Below are 22,293 nucleotides of genomic sequence, written 5' to 3'. Positions count from 1 at the left end.
TTTGATTCGCCCCTCCCTTGCCCGGTAGCTCAGTGGCAGAGCAGGTGACTGTTAATCACTTGGTCGCTGGTTCAATCCCAGCCCGGGCAGCCATTTTGGCCTCAAAGACTTACAAAAGTTTTTGAGGCCTTTTTTTGGGTTATTTTAAAAGTGACTGTCCCGTTACTGTCCCGTTTTTTGAGTCCTGTCTTACCCCGACTTTCCCTATTGGAGATCAAGATTCGATGAGGAGAGGGGGGATAACTCAATTATGTCCGTGGAATAATGATCGCGCAGATGGATTTTGATGGCTCATGCGAACGGAACTGATTTTGTTCTCTGTCACGTCCATTTCACGACTTCCCTCCGACCTCCGCGGATATCCGTGCCCGTGCAATTACCCACCCGCCGAAAGGCACTGACGACGGCATGCTGCCCGAACATCATGGGCAGGGATACGCCCAACGCACCTCTCCAGCCAAAAGGAAGGTTCAAAATGCCTCAACCAACTGCGGGAGTTTGTATTGAATATCTGGTAGCGAAGTTGGCCCCGGGAATTAGATGAAGGAATAGATTGAGGTGCAACCAACCCGGATGTAGGGGACGACTGGAGAGCCCAGAAACAATCGGATCGAATCGTTGGTGGTGGAGATTCTCACGGTACAGCCTTACTGACGGAAAGCTTACCATCACCGTCAATCAGCATCTGGCTTCATGAGCGCTGGTTATCTCTCCGCACACGAAATTCAATCGATTCGATTTTGGTTCATGAATGCATCGGCTTCAGCTACGTTGAACCGGACGACACGACCATTGAGCTTGTGAGGCGTAATCCATCCTCGACGTCCCCAGAGAAGGATGGTCTTGGGGTGGAGTGAATACCGCTGGGCTAGGATTTTGGCTCCGACATACCGGAGCCCTTCGGTGGCAGACGTGACAAGTTGATTTTTCTCCATTCTAGAGAAGAACTGCACACCGTCATCTCCGACATAGGAAATTTGGAACAGAAATGAGAGGGTCTCACGTAACCAAAGTGAGATAAGTTCATCTGTTGCGATTTTACACCTTGCTATCACTGGTGCTATTTCCATGCTGGATGAGCATGCCAAGCCTTAACGAGAAGGGGAATGTTCCTCTACAACGTTCCTCGTTATCCAATCCCCAGCAATCCTTCCGCCATTGTCGTAGATCGTGTACGAGTGGCCATGCAGCCTTTTCCCAAGGGCAAGCCCTAGCGTTAAAGAAACGACCTACGCATCCGTGCCATCCCTCCGACGTGTGCCCTGTTTTCTGACATAAGACCGTCTGTAAAATAATATTATGCACCCTTATTACGCTTCCCGCATCCAACGAAACGAAACATCCGGCCCCCGCCTGAGCCCGGTGAAGTCCGCCCTCCTTTGCCATCTGCTTACCACCGCTGCCATCGCGTTCGTGGCATCGCTACCCGCTTCCGCTCAATCCGCGCCCGACGCGTCACCAGTTCCCGCGCTCCGCGGCGGCGTTGGCAACGGTCCTGGCGGCATGCGCTCCTCTGTCACCACCACCAAAACCGTCGAAGCCGCCCCTACCCAAGTCGATACGCGCACCTACGTGAAGAACGGCAAAACCGTCACCGAGACGATCACCACCCACGCCGTCACCGAGACCGTCAGCGAAATCAAAACCTACCGTGCCGCCATCTTCGTCGCCAATCGCGCCGGACAAAAATACGACGACAAAATCCGTGTGTTGGAAGACTTCGTCTCCGCCCGCGTTGCCGATACCGGTGTGCAGGTCATCGCCCGCGAGACCACCGTGGACGCCGCCCGTGCTTTCAATCCGGCACTTGCCTCCACCCTCCGCCCCGAGGACAGCCTCGACACCCTGCTCGCCAACGAGTCCTCCGCGCTCCGCCTCGCGCAAAACCTCGGTGCCGACTACCTCCTGCAAATCTCCCTCGGAGGCCTCTCCAAGGAAACCCGCCGCGTCAAAGCCTACGGCGTCGAGGTGACAAACGACGAATACAGCGCCCTCGTCACCTACAAAATCCTCGACGGCCTCACCGGTGCCGCGCTCAGCGGCGACACTGTCAAGCCCGTCCGCCTTGAGCAGGCCAACGCCCATGCCTCCGCCGACCTCGCCGCCGCCGCCATCCTCGATGGACTACTCGACGACGCCGCGCAAAAAATCACCGCCGGCTTGCAAGCCCGCGTCGCCGACAACCGCATCGCCGCGCCCGACACCGTCGCCGCGCTCGCCACCATCACCCTCATCCCCGACGTCGCCGACGTGTTCTTGCCCGAGGTCCGCCTAGACAACACCAACACCGTCTCCCTATCCGAGGGCAAAAACAAGGTCTCCATCCTCAACGTCACCGTCGAGGTGGACGGCGTGGTCGTTGGCACTGCGCCCGGAAAACTCCAACTCCGGCGCGGCTTCAGCCGCCTGCGGCTCACCCGTGAAGGCTTCAAGCCTTGGGAACGCCTCATCAGCGCATTCGACAGCCAGGTAATCGTTGCTCCGATGCAAATGGATGAGGCCGGCCTCAAGCGCTGGAAGGAAGTCAGCCAGTTCGTCAGCGGACTTCGCAACGGCGAAAAACTCACCGACGCGCAGGCCGAGGTGCTCAGAGGTGAGGCACAAAAACTCCGCCAGAGCGGCTACAAGGTAGACATCAAAGTGGACGCTAAGGAACTGCCCAACGTCACCCAAAAGTCCCTCCTCTGAAAGCAACCGGACAAAAACTCGGCATCCAAAAATTTCTCCCAACGCCATGAAACCGCTCCGCTCAGCCCTCCTCCTCCTCCTCCTCGTTGCCCTTGTGCCGATTCCTCTGTTCGCGCAAACATCCGCACCCGCCACCACTTCTGTGCCACAACCCCTCGGCCTCAAAGTGCTCGCCATCGGCAAAATCGCCGCCACGCCTGCCGCCGCCGAAGCCGCCTCGAAAAAGCGCGTCTCCATGCAACGCGTCACCCAGTCCCTCGACGCGCAACTCGCCGACCGCGTCCACAACACCCGCCGCTTCGAGGTCATCTCTCGCTCTGACTCAGCCCACCTCGTCGAGGAAGCCGCCGCCACAGGTCGCGCCTTTGCCTTCGGGAACGCCGACTACCTCCTCACCGTCACCGTGGACGACTTTCAGGACGTTGCCCAGACCGGCGATTTCGGCTGGGCCGGCAAGGTCACCAAGCGAGTTATCCGTCTCTCCGCCGTCGGCAAAATTCATGACGCGAAAACCAACAAACTCATCGAAACCGCGAACTTTCAGGAGGTGAAAAACCTCGTCGAGGAAAAGCAGGCGCAAGTCACCGAGGACGGCGACCTCTCCGACTCTCTCCTCGTCGAAATGTCGCGCGGCATCGCCGAGAAGATCGCCAACAAAGTCGTGGATGTCGTTTATCCTGCCCGCGTCCTCAGTGTCACCGGTCCGCAAGTCACCATTGCGCGTGGCGAAGGCTCCGGCATCGCCGTCGGCCAGTTCTGGGAAATCTTCGCGCTCGGCGAAAAACTCATCGACCCCGACACCGGTGCAGAGCTTGGCGCTGAGGAAGTCAGCGTCGGCAAAATCCGCATCACCCGCGTCAACCCGAAATTTTCCACCGGCAAGATCGAGGGCGAAAACCTCGGCATCGCCAAGCTCAACATCGCCCGCCAGGTGGCTCCGTAAGCCTCCCTCCCTTCATTTAACTTCGTATCCAGATAAAACTCACAAAACCCGTCTCCCTCCACATGAAACGACTCAAGAATCCGCTTCCCCAATACTTCCTCGTCGCCGCCATCGCCGCCTGTGCGCTCATTCTCTCCGGCTGCCAGACCCATTCCCAAAAAAGCGCTCCGCTCGACACGGTCTTCCGCGCCGGGAACCTGACGGAAGCCGTGAAGGAGGCAGACAAAATGGCGGAGAAAAACGCCGACAGTCCAAAAGACTCCATCATCTGGCATCTTGAGCAGGGTGCCGTCCTCCGCGCCGCCGCCAGCAGCCCCTCGTCTGTCGCCAACGCGGCGGCCTTTAAACCGAAAAAAGGCGATGAGGCACCCTCCTCTGGCCCCCTCACCTCTGAGGATTTTCTAAAAAAATCCAATGCAGCCTTTGATCTGGCAGAGGCCCGCATCAACGAATGGGAGGAACAGGCAAAAGTGAAGGTCGGCTCCGAGATCGGCGCGAGCTTCACCAACCTCGCCAACCTCCCATATCGCGGACGCGCCTACGATAAGATCATGCTCAATACCTACAAGGCGCTCAACCACATGCAGCTTGGCGACTTGGAGGCCGCCCGTGTCGAGTTGAACCGGTCCCTTCAGCGCCAGCGTGACGCCGTCGATGAAAACGCGAAACGCATTGAGGAGAACGAGGCGGAAATCGGGAAAGCCCGCTCCGGAGCGGACACCAAAGGCACGGGCTTTGATGCCTCGAAGACGATTTCCGATTTCACGAATCAGGCCGATACCCCGAAAAACTTGAACATGGCGGCGCTGGATGCTGCCGCTGCCGCGAATCCCTACGCCAACTACGTGAACCCTTTCTCCGTGCTGATTGACGGCATTTTCTTCTCTGCTTGCGCGTTGGACGACGACGACATGGAACATGCCCGCAAGTCCTTCGAACGCGTTTCTCAAATGGTGCCTGCCAACCCATTCGCCCGTCAGGATCTCTCCGATATCACCGCAGGTGCGCCAGCGACAGGGCTTACTTATGTCATTTACGAAAGCGGCTCCGCGCCATTCCGCGAGGAGTATAAGCTCGTATTGCCCATCTCCCTGCTCGCGAAGAGCTCCGTCCCCAATGTTGTCGTGGCTTTCCCTTACCTGAAATTTTACGACATGAAACCTCCGTTGATCCGTATCGGCGCAGGTGGCGGAGAAATCCAGCCGGCGCTTGTTTGCAACATGGACTCGGTCATCGCCCGCGATTTCAAAAACGAGTGGCCTACGATACTCACCAAAACCATTATCTCAGCCGCCGTGAAGGCCATCCTTGATGCCGCGACACAGGAGGCCGTCAAGGGTCAGGGGACTCTCCAACTCCTCGCAAAATTCGGAACTCTCGCCGCGCAAACCGCAGTCACCATCGCCGACACGCGCCAATGGCGCAGTCTACCGAAAGAGTTTTATTATGCGCGCATCCCCACGCCCGCTGACCGGACGCTCCTCATCAACGCCGGAGACGGTAATCCCCACCAAGTTGAACTCGTCGAAGGCAACGTCAACGTCGTGTACGTCAAAAGCATTGCTCCCGGCGTCACGCCGCTCATCAGCCAGTTCACATTAAGAGGACGCGGCGCAATGCCCGGCTACGTTCCCAGTCCATCCGCGCCCGTGGAGCAAGCCACCGCTCAATCCGCCGTTATCTCCGCCACTGCCACGCCCTCTATTACCGCCGTCCAACCCGCGCCCGCTGCTACTCCGCAACCTGCCTTCTTGTCGCTCGACGAATTTCGCGTCGCCATCGAGAAAATAAAAACCCCGGCGGAGATCGAGAACTTGCTCGGGAAACTCGGCTCGCTTCCCGCCGTTGACAGAGACATGGCGGGCAACTTGTTATACGAAAAAACCAGTCAGCTCGCCGCCGCCGCCTCATCGCAACCCGCCGTCGGTTCATCTCAGGAAATGTTCCGCTTGGCTCTATCAAAAGCGAAAACACCGCGGGAGGTCGTTGCGGCCTTAAACGCGCTTCCGCTGAAACAACGTACCCCCGAGGTCGTAAAACTGTTTGCCGAGAAGATGGAGCAACTCATGGCAGACACGCAATCCAGTGGCTCCCGATAAAATCACGCAATCCATTATATTACGCGTTATTGCATTCCTAAACCCAAAGGAATTCCAACTGAACCACGCCATGAAAACAAAGTCATCCACCTGTCTTGCTGCCACGCTTGTTCTTGGCGTCTTGTCGATTTGGGGCGGCTGCGCCACGAGTGTAAACTCGATTGAGCGCGCACAGCCCGAGTCCCGCCCCAATTACGTGAGCGACCAGCGCGTCGCCACTGATTCCACCCTCGCCCGCGCCTTGCGCGTCGTATCCGTCAATCAAGGATTCGCCAGCGGCAACTTGCTGCAAATACAGGCCACTATCGAAAACCTGAAGAGCGGTGAAAGAACTTACCGTTACAAACTCGACTGGATTGACGAAAACGGCATGGCCGCCGGCGGCACCGGCTGGCGTCTCCTCCACTTGCGTGGACGCGAGATTTCCACCGTCTCCGCCATCGCCACCACTCCCCGCGTCGCGGACTTTCGCCTCAAATTCGAGGCACAATGACTACGAGGAGACGATTCTAATCGCAAAAAATATTCCCATCCAATTTTGCATCCAAAAATCAATTACACCATCACCATTATGAAAAAATTCAGCCAGCTCCTGCTTGCTGCCGCCGCTCTTTCCGGCGCACTCTTCATCTCCGGCTGCGCCTCCACACCCGCGCACTATGTCGATTCCACAGGGCCAGACACCATCGTCTCCCTGAACAAAATCAACATCCAGGATTTTTATCAGGCCGCCGACGACATGGTCGCCGACATCCTTGCCTCCGGCGTCCTCGAACGCGCACCGCAACAACCGGCGATCATGGCGATCAGCTCCTTCAAGAACGCGACGAGCAATAATTTCGAAATGAGTCTGCTTACGAAAAAAGTCAGCGCAGCTCTCCTGAAAACCGGCAAGGTCGTCACCATCAGCAACGACCCCGGAGCCGCCGCACAAAACGAGAAGGAAATCTTCATGGGCAGGACCGGAGCCACACGCAGCGATCCCTATTACACGCTCTCCGGCAAAATCATTGAGGAAAGAGCCAGCGACGGCAGCCTGAAGCAGACCACCTATGTCTTTCAGCTCACACTCACGACCGTGAAGGACCGCCTTGGCGTCTGGGAGGGTGAGAAATCCATCACCAAGCAGGGCAAACGCGCCAGCGTCGGCTGGTAATCGTCTCCCCACTCTTCTCTTGACCGGCTCATGAATCCGAAACTCCGATACAATCTCGCGCGCCGCGCTCTTGTCCCTCTTGCAGCGAGTGCTCTCCTCGCATTGTTCACCACCGGTTGCATGTCGAATAGCGACGCCCGCCTCACCAACCCCCGCCAGCCCGGTCCCGTGCTGGGCAACGCAGTGGGCGCAGTCAGCGGAGCTGTCGCTGGCAACGTTGCCGGCGCGGTAGTCGGGGTTGGCGAGGGTTTTGCCTCCCAGTCTATAAAAGTTTTCGACAACGACCGCCGCGTCGTCCGCCAATGGCAAACCGTCCAGACCGCCGATGGCCGCATCATCCAGATCCCTGTTGAAATCGAGGTGGACGAACACGGGCTCCCTCTCTCCAATCGCACAGTGATTCCCTGAGCTCACACCTGAGCCTAATGCCTTTCGTGGAATCAAGAGTCGGAGCTGATGATGTTGAATCGAGTGTCACCTTGGCGGAACTCGTTCTGAGTTTTTCGGGACCACTGTTTGACGGGTTGACGAACCTTGTGGGGGGCAACTTCGTGGGAGTTTGTGTCGTTTGGTTGTTTGTGATAACGTGCAAGAGCGGTATCTGAGGGAAGCACCGGAGTTGGGGGCGAAGGCGCTGTATGAATATCTGAGCGGAGAGGAAGCTGCGGGCCATGCGATCAGGACGTTCCAGCGGAGTGGAGGGAGCACAACGGACCGGTAGGTGTTTTCCCCGCAGGTGCGCGAGCCCGGGGAGGCGGTGCAGGTGGACTGGACGCACGCCGACGAGTTCGGGGTGATGATCCGTGGGCAGGGGTATGCACACCGGCTGTGCCATGCGGTGTTGCCCTACAGCAACATGGAGTGGGTGATCCCGTGCGCATCGGGGTCGCTGCTGTCGCTGAAGGCCGGATTGCAGGCGGCGCTGTGGGAGTTTGGCGGAGTGCCGCTACAGGCTCGTGACGCGCATCGTTCCCGGCGGCGCTCCCGGCAGCGAGCAGTTTGCCCCAGAACTGGCCAGCTATGACCGGCTTTGCAGGGAGGTGGCGTCATGAAAAAACAGATACCAAACGAAACGCACGATGCGTTGCCCGTGCTGCTGCGCGCCCTCAACCTCGGCGTCATGGCCGACGAGCACGAACGCATCATCACTCAGGCAGAACAGTAAAACTGGGGCTACCGCAAGTTCCTGCGGCATTTGGCCGAAACCGAGGCCGGCGACCGCCAGCGCTCCCATCCTGCCCGGAGTAAAAATCCGTCGATACAAATCGACATAATCTCCAGCACATCTCTGCCCTACCTTTGCTTCTCCAATCCTATTCGCTGCTTTGTTTGACGCACATCAATAGACTCTTCAGTCAATCACCTTATGCTCTCAGCCTCTAACCACGAAAGGCATTAAGGTTAGGAGTCACTCTTCACCGTCGAAGAGTCCGTTGACGATACTTGCGAATTCTTCACGCACAGCGGGATGCATCTTCTTCACGAGAGCACGGGCAATGCCTTCCGGCATCAGTTTGAGGAGTTCAACCACGTCCATCTTGTCCTTCATCCACCAGGCGGGAGAAGACAGGTAACCGGACAGCTTCATGTTAATGAGTTGGTCGATGGTTACGAACCGGATGCCGGTGGCCTCCTCACAACAGTCAGCGGATGGCAGGGGAAGGGCATGACGGGAATCTTGGGCACCGGCCTGAAAAATGGTCACCTCGACATTTGCAGGAGGGTATACCACGGTCATGGGCCGATTCTGGTGAAGGGTAAAGCGACCCGATGAAGTCAGGGCCTCGCGGACAAGGCCGGCATCGCCAGCGACGATATTCAAATCTTTCGTGTACCTCATCCAGCCGTGCCGGGCGACGGCAAATCCGCCAACGATCATGTAGGAGAGACTCGCATCCGCCAGAATCTGGCCTGTGGCCCAAGCGACCAGGGCCACACCCTCGTTGCCGAGCCTGCGAGTACCCTCCGTGAGAAAAGAAAAAGGGCTTTCGGAAACGGTTGGCAGGTCAGTAGGAGGGTCCTCCTCCGAACCCGGTTGCCAGCTTTCCTCCTCTTTCTGGGAGGGTACCCTCTTCACCTTCTCTAGATAGATCGCATAGGGGTACAAATAGCAGGTCCAGCGAGGGTCCTTCCCCGAGCCGTCCTCGTTCTCCCATGCGGCACAGTACCGGACGAGGGACTCCTCGTCGAAATCGACCCGGAGGAAAGCTCCCACGCAATTGGAAATCATGCTCAGAGGAGGATAAAGGTCTTCCATGATGACATGCGGCAACTCATGTGCGAACCAGTCACACAGTTCGCGGTATCCCGGTATTTCGGGCTCGTCCTCCCAAGAAACGATGAGCGGCGCATCATGAAAACGGATACAGTAGAGATCCCGCTTACTGTCTTTGAGCACATCTTCTGGAGTTCGTACAAGTCGTGGCATTTTATTGATTTTCAGGTTATTCTGATTTTTTACCAGCCGGATGAATGCTGATGCGCGTTGTCTCCGATTACCAGCATGGCGAAGGTACCAGCGTAGGACAGGAGATACCTTAAGTTAGCACCTGCGACGTAAGGGTGTAAACGCTGAAATTGTCCTCCGGTATCCGAGTTTCCATGAAAGAGCCCTCACCGCTTTCCGCAGACCGGGTGGTATTCTCCGCAGATCGAAAAGAGAGGCACCTGCCCTCTACGTCGAACACTCCTATGGTTTTCACTCATCATCCTTCGCAAGCAGGAGGTTCATTCCTATCCTGTCGACGTCTCCTATGGCAGCGAGAGCGCTCCCGACGACCCATATTCCGACCACCCCCGGCCACTCTTCTATGAAAATTATTCTCATAAATTGGTGAACGACTTTCGCGAAGTCGGCGAGACTACCGCGCTCCCGTCTCTGTCTTGCAACTCCGCCCACTGAATCTGTCAATATCACACAGACACCTGAATCTGTTTCTCTTGCATCAACGTAAACCGAAAAATAAACGAAACCTCTTGGTTCCCTCCATCTTAGCTCCAAGCTGGCGTAGTCAGGATGTGACTCTCCGCCGACAAAAGTCGCACGGGACTCCTGTCCAATCCGCCGCCACTCGGCGAGGGCAGTCCGTGCTGCTTCCATATGAACATTCATTATGTTTTCTGAATTCGGCGGTAGCCTGCACATGTGAGGAATGGTAATCTTCGTCGGGGGAGAGGCAATCTCCCAATTTTTCAATATTTTTTATTCATGCATGAAAGATTCCACATGAGCACAGGATCGATGTGTGTGGACACACGACGTGGTCATGTTCAACGGGCAGCTTCGTTCCGGCTAAAGAGCCTACACTACGCCCTTTCTCGAAGCTGCGTCGTATTAAAAGGAGTCATTGCATTAGGTAAAACTACCTTCAGGAGCGATGAACAGAGCGCATACACGAGGCGCGTCCTCCGGGCGGTGTGGAAGTGGTTCAGCTATAACAATGCAGACGGCTTCATAGGTGTATCACAGGGCATAACAGCGTGTGTGACAATGCGTGCGCGTCCGCAAAGTTTTGCCCTGAGTATGCGGTATTCCCATGGATCATACCCAGGCTTCAGTCTGGAGGCGAATAGGGCTCTCACCGCACCCCCTCGTGTGAAAAGGTGCGCTGTCCGGACCTGCAAGGTTGGCCACCTTGCGCGTTTACTTCACGGTTAGATTCTGGAGTGCCTGTGTTTCAACGCTTGGCTACGGGCAGGGTAATTGCTGGGCACACACTCTCCTGTCAGCACTGTGCCCGGGGGTCGTTCGGGAAGGACACCTAAGTCCCCGCGCTCGGAACGTCCCGGGGACATCTGGCAAGCCTGTGGCCGCAGACCCCGTACGGCAAGGGAAGAACTGGAGATGGTACGGCGGTGGGCGTGGTTGTGGTTTGCGTGGACGCGGGCACACCCTGCCCCGCCCAACACCTCCACTGACAAAAGTTCTCATGATGCACTTCCTACCCTTCCGTTTCCTGTTCTGGCGGTTTCAAACCGCCAGAGGTTCCCCCTAGGGGATAGAAGACCCTCGACACCCATACCATCCTCTTCAGCAGGGGGTCCCGCGAGGAAATCTTCGTTTTCCTCCGCATCCTCACCTTCTTCACCTTCACTCGCGTCACTATTTTTGAAGTCGGAGAAGTGAACGCAGAAGCCGCCGCTGAACGAAGGGAGGGAGGGGCCCGGGGGCACCCACGGGGGAGTTTCCACGTCAGGGAGGTTGGCGGTGGCGGCACCGAATGAGGTCTTTTCCACTGCCCCCGGCCTTGTCCTTGGCCCATTTCCTCTCCGGGTCACCGTGTTCGCTCTACCAGTCGATGTTCGCCACCAGCTCATCGGGTGTCTCGTCGATGCCGTTACGAATGCCTTGGAACTCTCCGCAGGAGAGTTCGCAGTCGAATGGGTGGGAGATCGGCGTCATCAGCGACTTGGGGCGGCTGGACAGTGGAGGAGCTTTTGAAGTAACGGAGGCGGTTTCCAGCGGTTCTGCTCTAGAGCGTGTAGTCACGAGATAAGATTGACTGAGTTTTTTTGTGATGGAGAATGTCAGCATGGCGAAAGATCAACACCGTCACGACATTTCGGACCGAGTTTGGAGCGTTCTGGAGCCGCTGCTACCTGGAAGGAAAGGAGCGTGGGGAGGGGTGGCGGAGGACAACCGCAAGTTCCTCAACGCGGTTCTGTGGATTTTACGCACTGGTGCGCCTTGGAGGGATCTTCCAGAGGATTACGGAGGGTGGGGCAACACGCACAGGCGTTTTTGTCGCTGGAGAGACAAGGGGCATTGGGAGCGCCTGTTGTCGGAACTGATGAACGAGCCCGATTTTGAGTGGCTGATGATTGATGCCAGTCATGTCAAAATCCATCCGCATGCGGCGGGAGCCAGAGGTGGAAACGAGGCGATCGGTCTGACAAAAGGGGGCGAAACACCAAACTACATTTGGCCGTGGATGCGCATGGTATGCCGGTGCGAGTCATTGTTACAGCGGGTTCCACGGCTGATTGCACACAGGCTGGCAGGTTGATTGAAGGCATTGCCGCAGACCATCTGATCGCCGACAAGGGATATGACACCAACGCCATCATCGAAATGGCGCAGGCCGCAGGCATCTGCCCGCAGATTCCTCCAAAGACCAATCGCATAGAACAACGCGAATATGACCCTTATCTTTATCGGATCAGGCATCTGGTAGAAAATGCATTCCTACGACTCAAGCAATGGCGCGGCATCGCAACCCGATACGCAAAACGAGCCTCCTCTTTCCTCGCTGCCGTCCAATTCAGGTGTGCCATCCTCTGGGCTTCAATCTCGTGACTACATGCTCTAGCAGAACCGCTGACCGGACAGGAAAAGCTGAAAAAAGCACTGAAACTGGCAGAAAGTGTAAAGGCTCAGTTGAAGGTGGCCCGGGAACTCACCCTCATCGTGGCAGAGCATACCGCCCTTCCATAATGTGGAACAGGTGCGCGGTGATACTGCGCAGCTCACGGAAGGAAATCTCCTGACCAGCAGACCAAGTTCTGCCATTTCTATGAATTTGAAACCACAGAGATGCTCCCGGTGTGACCGCCTCATTGCTGCCAAATGCGGTGTGGTGGTGCCGGGTACCCTTTGCAGGAAATGGCTGTGCGTTCCGTGTGTCAGCCACCTGAAGTTTCTGGAGGAGGAATCGTTGACGAAAAAGATAGATCGCTCCCAACGGGACAAGGTTTCACCTGTGGAGAAAAAGGCAGCCAGATGTCTCCGCCAGATGGGAGAGGTCTTCCAGCAGGAGTTTGTCCTCGGCAGCTTTGTCTACGATTTTGTGCTTCCCGAACGTAGTCTGATTATCGAAGTGAATAGTCGGTCCTACCACTCGTCCAAGAAGGCTCGGAACAAAGATCGTGTGAAGGATCGGCATGCACTGGATGCCGGTTATCTGATGGCGAGGGTGGTGCCAGGCCACCGGATGGAGGAACAAATCAGAGGATATGTGGATCTTGCCCGGAACAGGTTTTTTTTTTGTGGGGTTGGAAGCCATCTACGACGACTACCTGGGCTGTGATCCCACCCCGTCATTGCCCGAGGGAACGCGGGTGCACCGGCTGCTGAAAGACGCCCAACGGTCAGCCAGAGTGAGGTCAAGAGGGAGCACGTTTGGCGTCTATGCCGCAGCCGCTGCATGGGAGAAAGATGTGTGCGAGGGCAAGAGTGAGAAGAATGTTGTGCTAATCAGGAGGGTATCTCTTCTTCCCTTGGCCCCCCCAGCGAAAGATACCCTCGTAGATTTTGGGAAAAGGTAATCCCTCCCGGTCTCTGTTGCGAGGCTGAGGGAGGGTTTGATCAAATCCTGCACCATCGTCGGCCAAGTAAACCCTTGCGAAAGCTGCGGGAGAAGGGTCCTCGATCACATAGCTGAACTCCACACATAGGTTTACGGGATACCGGTGAGTTATTTGGTGTTCGTATCTGGGCCACCTTTCCAAGCGAGAACCCTCCGGGAGGAGGAGATGGGAAGAGAAGCGTGACAGCCGTGGGAGACGGAGGTGTCGGCAGGCAAGGAGGGAGAAGTTACTGGAGGGGTATGCGGCAAGGGGAAGGGCTTGGTTGTGGCTTGCGCAGGCGAGGGTACACCCTTCCCCACCTCTTTCCTGGACTGTCTCTGGGGGAGGACCCTCCTTTGCCGTCACGCTACCCTCCATCGGGACAGTGGAAGGGAGGGAGGGTCCTCCCGGCCACCAACATTTCAATCCTACATCTATGAAAGAGTTGCAAATAGTTCGTGTCGAAGAGGCATACGAGGGACATGTCGGTGTGTGTGGGGGGGGGGGGAGGAGGGGGAGCATTCTTTTTGTTGAAGGGTCCTTCCTTGAAATGAGGGAGGGTTTACCATTGTGATGGGCAAGAGAGACCCCTCTTTGGGCCCTTGTTGGGTCAATGGGGGGGGGGGGACAGTTTCGATACCATTCTGCCATATTTACCTCCTATGTGGACGAGGGAGGGTATCTCACAAAAAGCAAGAGGGGTTTCTCTTGTCTTCCGAGGGAAGGGTTATCCGGCGTGCCTCTGTTCCAAGATCGTGTAGCCTACCGGAGTGCTCCTCCGGCCAACCGTCGTCCCATCGCCAAGTTGTCCCAATCCATTGTCGCCTACAGTCTAGGCACTTCCTCATTTTTCAAAAACAAGCTGTGAGCCTCGCCTGCGGCGATTGCTTGCACTCCGTTCATCACCTTTACTGGAGTGCTCCGGCCAGTCATCGTTCCATCTCCAAGCTGACCAGATCCATTTGATCCTACAGTCCAAGCACTTCCATCGCTTTTCAAAAACAAGCTGTGAGCCTCGCCTGCGGCGATTGCTTGCACTCCGCTCATCACCTTTACTGGAGTGCTCCGGCCAGTCGTCGTCCCGTCTCCAAGCTGACCAGATTCATTGTCGCCGACAGTCCAATAACTTTCATCACTTTTTAAGAACAAGCTGTGAGTCACGCCCGCTGCGATAGCCTGCACTCCATTCATCACCTTAACTGGAGTGCTCCGGTCAACCGTCGTCCCGTCTCCAAGCTGACCAGATTCATTGTGACCTACAGCCCAAACACTTCCATCATTTCTCAAGAACAAGCTGTGACCCATGCCTGCTGCGATCGCCTTTACCCCACTCATCACCTCTACTGGCGTAGTGATCCGGTTAGCCGTCGTCCCATCGCCAAGCTGGCCCAAATTATTGAGGCCTACAGCCCAAACGCTTCCATCGCTTTTCAAAAACAAGCTGTGAGCCCCGCCTGCCGCGATCGCCTTTACCCCACTCATCACCTTGACTGGAGTGCCACGATCAGCCGTCGTCCCATCGCCAAGCTGGCCAAATCCACTGAGTCCGACAACCCAAACGCTTCCATCACTTTTCAAAAACAAGCTGTGAAACGTGCCCGCTGCGACAGCCGGTAATCCGCTCATCGCCTCTATCGGAGTGCTCCCTTCGGTCTCTATTGTTGTGGCGACTGAGGCTTGGACCTCGCTCATCACCTTTACCGGCTTGCTCTGGTCAGTCGTCGTCCCGTCTCCAAGCTGGCCATATTTATTTCTGCCGACAGCCCAGGTACTTCCATCGATTTTCAAGAAAAAGCTGTGAGCCCCGCGCGCTGAGATAGCCTGGACTCCGCTCATCACCTTAACCGGAGTGCTCCGATTAGCCGTCGTCCCGTCGCCAAGCTGCCCGTATTCATTGGAACCAGTAGCCTAGGCACTTCCATCGATTTTCAAGAAAAAGCAGGTAGAGGTGCCCGCTGCGATCGCCTTTACCCCACTCATCACCTCGACTGGAGTGGTCGTCACGTCGCTACGCTTGCCATATCCACTGTCGCCGACAAGCCAAGCACTTCCATCATTCTTCAAAAACAAGCTGTGAACACGGCCCGCTGCGATCGCCTTTACCCCACTCATCACCTTGACTGGAGTGCTCCGGTCAATCGTCGTCCCGTCTCCAAGCTGCCCGTATCCATTGTAACCAGTAGCCCAAACACTGCCATCACTTTTCAGAAACAAGCTGTGAAACATGCTTGCTGCGATAGCTTGGACCCCACTCATCACCTTTACTGGAGTGGTGCTTTGGTCAACTGTCGTCCCGTCTCCAAACTGACCAGATTCATTGCTTCCTACTGCCCAGCAGCTTCCATCATTTTTTAAGAATAAGCTGTGATACGCGCCTGCTGCGATAGCTTGGACCTCGCTCATCACCTTTACCGGCTTGCTTCGGTCAACCGTCGTCCCGTCTCCAAGCTGGCCATAGTTATTTCTGCCGACAGCCCAAGCACTTCCGTCGCTCCTTAAAAATAGGCTATAACCATGACCGGCTGCGATGGACGTAAACTTTACGTCTGCGGAGACTGCCGCCTGAGTCAGACATGAAAACGCCATGATAAGGGTAACAATTACTGATATTATTGGTTTTGGACGGAGCAGTATCCCTCCTGAGTGGGTATGGATTTTCATAGATGAGGATTGATTACACCAAATAGCACCATCGATGACAGGGCGTAAAGTGTGAAACACCATCCCTAATCTGTGCCAGTGCTTCACTGGCACCTGTGAATGATGTAATCCATTTATTTGTATTATGTTATCTCATGCCGTGTCTGCACTCTCCATCGCGACCAATCAATCGTCCATGGAATTGGCAAAAGGTCTTTATTTCAGCATGTGATCATTTTTTTAATTCAATGGCCTGCGCTTGAGTGCCACCAGTGATAACCGGGTGTAATGAAGAAATTCATTTCTGTTAATCTTGTGAGGTGGGTTCCGTACATCGCCTCGTCGAAAATCTAAAATTGCTCAGGCAGCAGCATGGACTGACGCAGGAGGAATTCGCCGCCATTGCCGGTTTCAATTACAAATACTATCAGGAAATTGAATCCGGGCGAAAGAAACAGGTCTTGTTGGAAACCGTTGACCGTCTTGCCGATGCTTACACCATTAAACCTTCGGCACTGATCGATGACGCGGTTCCTGACCCCACCAGCTTAGCCAAACCCCGCTTTCCTCTCCCGCAAAAACGCTGGCGACGAAAGCGTGCATGAAGAAAGGGAGTGCTCCGATTCGTGCAGATGGTGGCAGAAGCCTTATTCGTTGATGTTTCAGGTGTAAGCTATGTTTTATCTCTTTAAACTGGAGCTTCCTTTGGCATCGAATTAGCAGCAAGCCTTGTCTGTCCGTCATGGGTAACCAGACGGAGCGCAGGCATGCCACCGGACACCATGCAGTTGGGCACATGCCAACGGTATGAAAATGCCATATTTTCATGACGCATTCTCTGCCGGTGCTTCTGCCAGTTGTGTTATAGCGCTTCCTGTCGGAAGGCTGACTTCAATCCGTTTCTTTTTCGCGACGTAATGAGAGGAGGTTGTGCTAATGTCACGGTGTCCGAGATGTTGGCGGGCCGCCTCGATGCCGAAATCCGAAGCGATAAGACTGCCGCTTTCCTTGCGGAGCGAGTGAATCGCCTTGGTCTGGGTAATCCCTTTCCCCTTCATCCATTTGATGAGTTTGCGCCATGTGCAGTCACACCGGTAATAATCGTAAGTCGCCTCCGGATGCGGATCAGAGCCTGTCAGGACAAATTCTCCCTTGGCTCGCATCTTGAACGAACGCAGCATCTTAACAGCACCGGGAGAGAGATCAACCACTCGCTCACTCTCTTCTGTCTTGGGCTCAAAATATGGAGTCCGTCGGATGTGGAGAGTACCTTCGGCCAAATCGATTTGCTTCCAAGTTAGCAAGTCGGCTTCCTTCCGGCGAAGCCCTCCCCACAGGCAGAGCAACAATGCAAGGTATTGTTGTCGACTCTCCGGATCATTGCGCAGTTCGCGTTCTGCGCATGCAAGGAGCCATTCCGGGTTAACCTCCGAGTGGTAGCGCTGCGGACCGGGATCTTTGATTTTCACCTCGGCAAAGGGATTGGGAGGTAATTTGACTCTCAGGAGAGCAGTCACCTCTTCCCGAAACAACGAACGAGCACAACGAAGGTAGGATGCCGCGGAGCGCTCTGCCGATTTCCTTTTTACCGGATTGTTGCCAGCCTTGGTTATGTAGGCGTTACGCCATGCATTGATACTTTCAGGAGTCAGGAGGCCCAGTGACTGTCCGTCCACCTTGGCAAGCCACGCTACATGTCCACCGCTCACGTGATCATATTTTACCCGCCGCTGCTTTTTCTTGGCGTTGGCGTCTATCTTCGCGATGTCGGCAACCATCTTGCGAAGTTTCACGGCATACCGCCGGACGGTCATAGCCTTGAGGTGGGAACGTGCACGAACTTCGACGAGGAACTCTCCTACCGTGCAGATCTTAGCCTTTGCGATAGGCGAAGGTTTGTATTTCGCAAGAGTGGCATCCCATCCGGCGCTTACAAGGGACAGGTAAATGTCGCGGGCCTTGACCGGCGGCGACGGCCTGGTTGGCGGTTTCGAGATTGAACCACACGTCATGTTTCAGGTGACGCATTCTGACTGAATACTCGGGAGGAATTCCCTGTTTGCCGTCACGGGTGGCGAACAGTCGGCGAATAATACGACTTTTCCAGTAATCCTGATGGGTCTTGGCGGAACGAAAAAACGGGACAGTCAGATTTGACTGTCCCGTTACTGTCCCGTTTTTTGGATTCTCAAAATTTCCCATCTTTCCTTTTTCATTCATAAGTTACAAAATATTCTACCTATGAGAACAGGATCATAATTAGGAATAGTTAGGAAGAAAAAAGAAAAGATGGAAATAGGCATACAAGATAACTGTTAATCACTTGGTCACTGGTTCAATCCCAGCCCGGGCAGCCACTCTCAAACAAAGCCTCGCAATTCATCTGAATTGCGAGGCTTTTTGGTATCTGCATCCCAACGTGAAATTCCTACCCGCCACCATCACCGAGATCGTCCGCCAGACCCAACCGCGCCAGCGCAACGTCCGGCTCCTCCTCAAGTTCATTGCGGTCCTCGCCCTCATGGTCCTCGGATTCAGCGTCATCTTTCACTTCATCATGGCGCACGAAGGGCGGGACTTTCACATGCTCGACGGCGTTTACTGGACCTTCACCGTCATGACCACCCTCGGCTTTGGCGACATCACCTTCAACAGCGTTCTCGGTCGCATGTTTTCCGTCACGGTCATGCTCTCCGGCCTCGTCTTCCTGCTGATGCTGCTGCCCTTCACGTTCATCGAATTTTTCTACGCCCCCTGGATGGCCGCCCAAGCCGCTGCCAAGACCCCCAAACGCGCTCCCGAAAACCTCTCCGGCCACGTCATTTTTACCAGTTACGACCCCGTCACCGCCGCCCTCATCCCCCGGCTTGAAAAATACCAAAGACCCTACCTCGTCCTCGTGCCCGACCAGGAAGCCGCCACCCGCCTTCACGAACTCGGCGTCAAGGTCATGCTCGGCACACCCGACGAACCCGCCACCTGGACCAACGCCCGCGCCCGCCACGCCGCCCTCGTCCTCGCCACCGGCGGCGACGTCGCCAACACCAACGCCACCTTCACCGTCCGCCAGGAAGCTCCCGACGTGCCCATCATCGCCACGGCCAAGGACCTGCCCTCCTGCGAAATCCTCCCCATGGCCGGCGCCACGCACATCCTCCGGCTCGACGAATTGCTCGGCTCCTTCCTCGCCCGCTGCGTCGAATCCAGCGCGCCCAGAGCCCACGTCGTCGCCGAATTTGGCCCCCTGCTCATCGCCGAGGCCACCGCCAGCGACGCCGGCCTCAGCGGGCAAAAAATCCGCGACTGCGGCCTGCGCGCCCGCACCGGCCTCATGATTATCGGCTGCTGGAGCCGCGGCACCTTCCTCCCCGGCTCGCCCGACCTCCTCATCCAGCGCGACATGATGATCCTCCTCGCCGGTTCGCGCGACCAGTTCCAGACCTTCGACCGTATCCAGAAAGGCAACACACGCCCCCCCGCCCCCCCCCCCGCGCCCCCCCCCGCGCCCCCGGCTGCGCCCGCATCGGAGCCTGCATCCGTGACCACTCCGCCCTCCTCTGCCGCCCCCGTCATTATCGTCGGCGCCGGTCGTGTGGGGCGCGCCACCGCCCGCACGCTCGACCGCCTCGGCATCAACAGCAAACTCATCGAACGCCTCCCTGCCCGCATCCCCGACTCCGGTTTCGACCCCGAACGCGTCGTCATCGGCGACGCCGCCGACATGGCCGTGATGCGTCGCGCGGGCATGTTGCGCGCGCGCACGGTCGTGATCACCTCGCACGACGACGACGCCAACATCTACCTCACTGTCTTTTGCCGCCGCATCCGCCCCGATCTCCAGATTATCGTCCGCGCCACGCACGAGCGCAACGTCGCCACGCTCCATCGCGCCGGGGCGGACTTTGTCATGGCCTACACGACCATTGCCGTCGGCACCGTCTGCAATTTCCTGACCGGCGGCGACCTCACCATGGTGGCCGAAGGCGTGCATGCCTTTCGCGTCAAGACGCCCAAGGTCCTTCACGGCAAGCGGCTCGCCGAATCGCGCCTCCGGGAGAGCACCGGCTGTTTTGTCGTGGCGCTTCAGGACGGCGAATCCACGCGCATCACACCCGGCCCCGACACCCTGCTGGAGCCGCATCACGAACTCATCCTGGTGGGCGGCGTGTCGGACGAAGAACGCTTTCTGACCGCCTTCCCCGGCTCCCGCATCGGCAGCCGGGGCTCCGCCGCCATGGGCTGACCGGGCCGGGCCGTCCGCGCCGGCTTCACCAGCCCGCATCCAGCGCCCGTTTCTCGTGCAACCGATCACGCATCAAGCGCGTGGCCCGAGAAAAAACCTCGGGCAACGCCGCCTCCAAAAATTCAGGCGTGAACGACCACTCCAGCAGCAACTCCGGATTGAGCCCCATCAAGAGTCCCTCCTCCCCCTGCCCCACGCCAAAACTCGCCGCCAGATAATTGGCCGCATGCACATGCACCGCCAGCGGCAGGTGCTCGGCCGGGATCGCCTTTGTCGGCGGATTGTGGGCCGCCACCACCGCGAACGCCTCGGGAAAACGCCACCGCCGCAACAACCCGGCGCTGACCATCGCGTGGCTGAACCCGAGCACATCCGCCTCCGCCTCCAGCCACGTGCAACCCAGCGCGCGCTGACGCCGCCGGATCGCCGGGAACGCCCGGCTGCAACTGTAGGCCAGCGCCAGCTTGCCCAACCCCTGAACCAGTCCCGCCGTGTACGCCACCTCCGGCGACACCCGCCTGCTCCGCTCCGCCAGCACCTCCGCCGCCACCGCCGTCACCAGCGACACACGGCAAAAATCCCCCGGATTCCACTCGTACCCAAAATCCTCATACGCCGCCCACCGGCTTGCGATCGACAACGCCGCCAGCCGGTAAATCTCCTTTTGTCCCAGACGCAGCACCGCCTCGTGCAACGAATCCACGCCCGCCCCCGCGTCCGCGAAATGCGCCGAGTTGGCCAGCCGCAGCACGGCGCCGCCCAGCGCCGGGTCCAGACGGATCACCTCCTCCATGTCCTCGATGCTCGACTCCGCGCGCCCCAGCACACCGAGCAGGCGCGGCAGCAATGTCGGCGCGCACGGCAGCCGCAACGCCCGTTCGCAAACCTCCTCCAATGACAGGTCCAGCGGACTCATGGGCATCGCGTGTTCTTCTGGCATGTCCATGCAAGCGCGCTCATGCCGCGTAGAGCGAGGCCGGGTCGAGGATGAGCGCGATGTTGCCATCGCCCAGAATTGCGCCGCCCGCCACGCCCGCCGCGCCTGGCAGGTTTTGGAGAAAACCGCCGAGATTTTTCACGACCACCTCCTGCTTGTTGACCAATTCGTCCACCAGCAGCGCATAGGCCCGGTCGCCATTTTCCACGATGACAACGATGCCCGCCGTCGGGTCCTCCACGGCGTCCACAATGCCAAACCGCCGGTGCAGCCGGTGCAGCGGCAGGATTTTCCCGCGATGATCGAGCGCCTCGCGCCGCCCCTCCCGCGCCTGGATCGAGGCGAGCGAGGCGCGCACCGGCCTCAACGCCATGCGCACCGACGTGCTCGGCAGGATGAAGTGATCCGGCCCCACGCGCACCAGCAGCCCGTCGATGATCGCCGTCGTCAACGGCAGCCGGATGCGAAACGTCGAACCCGCGCCCGCCGCCGACTCAATCGTGATGTGCCCGCCCAGCCGCTCGATGTTGCGCCGCACCACATCCATGCCCACGCCCCGCCCCGACACAGACGTGACCTTCTCCGCCGTCGAAAAACCGGGAAGAAAAATCAAGCTCGTGATCTCCTCCGGTGCCAGCCGTGCATCCCCGGCCACCAACCCCTGCTTGCGCGCCTTGGCGAGGATTTTTTCCAAGTCGAGCCCGCGCCCGTCGTCCCGCAATTCGATCACCAAAGTGCTCCCCTCGTGCGCCGCCCCCAGCGAGATTTTGCCCACCGCGTCCTTGCCCGCCGCCACGCGCGCCTCCGCCGACTCCAGCCCGTGGTCCACCGCATTGCGCACCATGTGCACGAGCGGATCGACAATCTCCTCGACCACCGTGCGATCGATTTCCGTCTCGTCGCCGCTCGTCGTGAACCGCACCCGCTTGTCGCATTCGCGCGAAAGATCGCGCACCACGCGCCCGATGCGCTGAAACATCGGCTTGATCGGCACCATGCGCAACGCCATCGCCGTGCGCTGAAGCTCCTTGGTGATCCGGCCCAGTTGCGCGAGATTGCGCGTCAATGGCGAGCCATCCCCTCCCGACGCTCCTCCCGCCGTGCCTCCGACCGCCCCGCGCGCCGACTCTTGCAACTGGCTTTGCACGATTACCAGTTCGCCCACCACATCCATGAGCGAGTCGAGCTTCTCCGTATTGACCCGCACCGACGAAGCCGCCGAGGCAGGCGACGACGAGGCGGACGAGGACTGCGAGGAAGACGACGTTGACTGCGGAGCCAAGGCCGAGACAGCGGTCCCCT

The 22,293-nt window shown here is 57.6% G+C and carries 19 protein-coding genes, 1 tRNA gene and 1 pseudogene; 11 read left to right on the top strand and 10 right to left on the bottom strand.

Going from position 1 to position 22,293, the window contains the following annotated elements:
* Positions 1-18 precede the first annotated feature (18 nt).
* A tRNA-Asn gene (locus OBACDRAFT_RS02265) sits at positions 19-93 on the top strand.
* Between the two features lie 632 nt (positions 94-725).
* Here OBACDRAFT_RS02265 and OBACDRAFT_RS02260 read toward each other — a convergent pair.
* Positions 726-1,070 (bottom strand): hypothetical protein, encoded by a 345-nt coding sequence (locus OBACDRAFT_RS02260; RefSeq protein WP_043582482.1) that lies wholly within the window; start codon positions 1,068-1,070, stop codon positions 726-728.
* A gap of 229 nt (positions 1,071-1,299) precedes the next feature.
* Between OBACDRAFT_RS02260 and OBACDRAFT_RS02255 the strand changes: the two genes are divergently transcribed.
* From OBACDRAFT_RS02255 to OBACDRAFT_RS02230, 6 genes are all read left to right on the top strand, one after another.
* Positions 1,300-2,688 carry a PEGA domain-containing protein gene (locus OBACDRAFT_RS02255; protein WP_052360888.1) on the top strand — a complete coding sequence of 463 codons (1,389 nt, stop codon included), beginning with the start codon at positions 1,300-1,302 and terminating at the stop codon, positions 2,686-2,688.
* A gap of 46 nt (positions 2,689-2,734) precedes the next feature.
* Positions 2,735-3,631 (top strand): hypothetical protein, encoded by an 897-nt coding sequence (locus OBACDRAFT_RS02250; RefSeq protein ID WP_043582481.1) that lies wholly within the window; start codon positions 2,735-2,737, stop codon positions 3,629-3,631.
* 62 nt (positions 3,632-3,693) lie between these two features.
* Positions 3,694-5,730, top strand: coding sequence for a COG3014 family protein (locus OBACDRAFT_RS02245; RefSeq protein WP_052360886.1), 2,037 nt, complete (start codon positions 3,694-3,696; stop codon positions 5,728-5,730).
* 70 nt (positions 5,731-5,800) lie between these two features.
* Positions 5,801-6,223: a YcfL family putative periplasmic lipoprotein gene (locus tag OBACDRAFT_RS02240; RefSeq protein ID WP_043582480.1), complete on the top strand. Its 423-nt coding sequence runs from the start codon at positions 5,801-5,803 to the stop codon at positions 6,221-6,223.
* A gap of 78 nt (positions 6,224-6,301) precedes the next feature.
* Complete coding sequence (locus OBACDRAFT_RS02235; RefSeq protein WP_043582508.1) at positions 6,302-6,886, top strand: membrane protein; 585 nt, start codon at positions 6,302-6,304, stop codon at positions 6,884-6,886.
* A 30-nt stretch (positions 6,887-6,916) separates the two neighbouring features.
* Complete coding sequence (locus OBACDRAFT_RS02230; protein ID WP_052360884.1) at positions 6,917-7,294, top strand: hypothetical protein; 378 nt, start codon at positions 6,917-6,919, stop codon at positions 7,292-7,294.
* Positions 7,295-8,294: 1,000 nt separating this feature from the next.
* On the opposite strand, the gene OBACDRAFT_RS02220 is transcribed toward OBACDRAFT_RS02230, so the two are convergent.
* Both OBACDRAFT_RS02220 and OBACDRAFT_RS02210 read right to left on the bottom strand, forming a co-directional pair.
* Complete coding sequence (locus OBACDRAFT_RS02220; protein WP_157836883.1) at positions 8,295-9,314, bottom strand: hypothetical protein; 1,020 nt, start codon at positions 9,312-9,314, stop codon at positions 8,295-8,297.
* 270 nt (positions 9,315-9,584) lie between these two features.
* Positions 9,585-9,998: a hypothetical protein gene (locus OBACDRAFT_RS02210; RefSeq protein ID WP_125069516.1), complete on the bottom strand. Its 414-nt coding sequence runs from the start codon at positions 9,996-9,998 to the stop codon at positions 9,585-9,587.
* 1,420 nt (positions 9,999-11,418) lie between these two features.
* Between OBACDRAFT_RS02210 and OBACDRAFT_RS26140 the strand changes: the two genes are divergently transcribed.
* Positions 11,419-12,182 (top strand): IS5 family transposase gene (locus OBACDRAFT_RS26140; RefSeq protein ID WP_088179267.1). Its coding sequence is split into 2 segments (ribosomal slippage): positions 11,419-11,791 and positions 11,791-12,182, totalling 765 coding nucleotides; the frame shifts between segments, so codons are not numbered across the junction.
* Positions 12,183-13,996: 1,814 nt separating this feature from the next.
* On the opposite strand, the gene OBACDRAFT_RS24835 is transcribed toward OBACDRAFT_RS26140, so the two are convergent.
* From OBACDRAFT_RS24835 to OBACDRAFT_RS24830, 3 genes and pseudogenes are all read right to left on the bottom strand, one after another.
* Positions 13,997-14,959: an RCC1 domain-containing protein gene (locus OBACDRAFT_RS24835; protein WP_198529835.1), complete on the bottom strand. Its 963-nt coding sequence runs from the start codon at positions 14,957-14,959 to the stop codon at positions 13,997-13,999.
* Between the two features lie 9 nt (positions 14,960-14,968).
* Positions 14,969-15,061: pseudogene (locus OBACDRAFT_RS31175) on the bottom strand (hypothetical protein); the annotation flags it as partial.
* Positions 15,062-15,079: 18 nt separating this feature from the next.
* Entirely contained in the window at positions 15,080-15,832 is a 753-nt protein-coding gene (locus OBACDRAFT_RS24830; protein WP_157836882.1) for an RCC1 domain-containing protein, read from the bottom strand.
* A 299-nt stretch (positions 15,833-16,131) separates the two neighbouring features.
* On the opposite strand from OBACDRAFT_RS24830, the gene OBACDRAFT_RS02175 reads away from it, so the two are divergent.
* A complete protein-coding gene (locus OBACDRAFT_RS02175) occupies positions 16,132-16,416 on the top strand; it encodes a helix-turn-helix domain-containing protein (protein ID WP_052360878.1) in 285 nt (94 codons plus the stop codon).
* A gap of 219 nt (positions 16,417-16,635) precedes the next feature.
* Here the strand turns inward: OBACDRAFT_RS02175 and OBACDRAFT_RS02170 are convergent, their stop codons facing one another.
* Positions 16,636-17,604, bottom strand: a complete 969-nt coding sequence (locus OBACDRAFT_RS02170) for a tyrosine-type recombinase/integrase (RefSeq protein WP_157836881.1) — start codon at positions 17,602-17,604, stop codon at positions 16,636-16,638.
* 79 nt (positions 17,605-17,683) lie between these two features.
* Positions 17,684-18,031, bottom strand: a complete 348-nt coding sequence (locus OBACDRAFT_RS27805) for a hypothetical protein (RefSeq protein ID WP_157836880.1) — start codon at positions 18,029-18,031, stop codon at positions 17,684-17,686.
* 199 nt (positions 18,032-18,230) lie between these two features.
* Here OBACDRAFT_RS27805 and OBACDRAFT_RS02165 point away from each other — a divergent pair, with 199 nt between their 5' ends.
* Positions 18,231-20,054 (top strand): potassium channel family protein, encoded by a 1,824-nt coding sequence (locus OBACDRAFT_RS02165; protein ID WP_052360876.1) that lies wholly within the window; start codon positions 18,231-18,233, stop codon positions 20,052-20,054.
* A gap of 25 nt (positions 20,055-20,079) precedes the next feature.
* On the opposite strand, the gene OBACDRAFT_RS02160 is transcribed toward OBACDRAFT_RS02165, so the two are convergent.
* Positions 20,080-20,970 (bottom strand): HDOD domain-containing protein, encoded by an 891-nt coding sequence (locus OBACDRAFT_RS02160; protein WP_088179272.1) that lies wholly within the window; start codon positions 20,968-20,970, stop codon positions 20,080-20,082.
* A gap of 40 nt (positions 20,971-21,010) precedes the next feature.
* On the bottom strand, positions 21,011-22,165 hold the full coding sequence (locus tag OBACDRAFT_RS02155) for a chemotaxis protein CheA (protein WP_232766567.1): 1,155 nt from the start codon (positions 22,163-22,165) through the stop codon (positions 21,011-21,013).
* Between OBACDRAFT_RS02155 and OBACDRAFT_RS29195 the strand changes: the two genes are divergently transcribed.
* Positions 22,092-22,293 (top strand): hypothetical protein (locus OBACDRAFT_RS29195; protein WP_232766577.1); only part of this gene is annotated, 202 nt, incomplete at its 3' end. The two genes, OBACDRAFT_RS02155 and OBACDRAFT_RS29195, sit on opposite strands and share 74 nt — an antisense overlap.

The sequence above is a fragment of the Geminisphaera colitermitum TAV2 genome, assembly GCF_000171235.2.
GTDB lineage: Bacteria > Verrucomicrobiota > Verrucomicrobiia > Opitutales > Opitutaceae > Geminisphaera > Geminisphaera colitermitum.
Note: the sequence above shows the minus strand (reverse complement) of the source record. Positions and strands in the feature narration are given on the sequence as shown.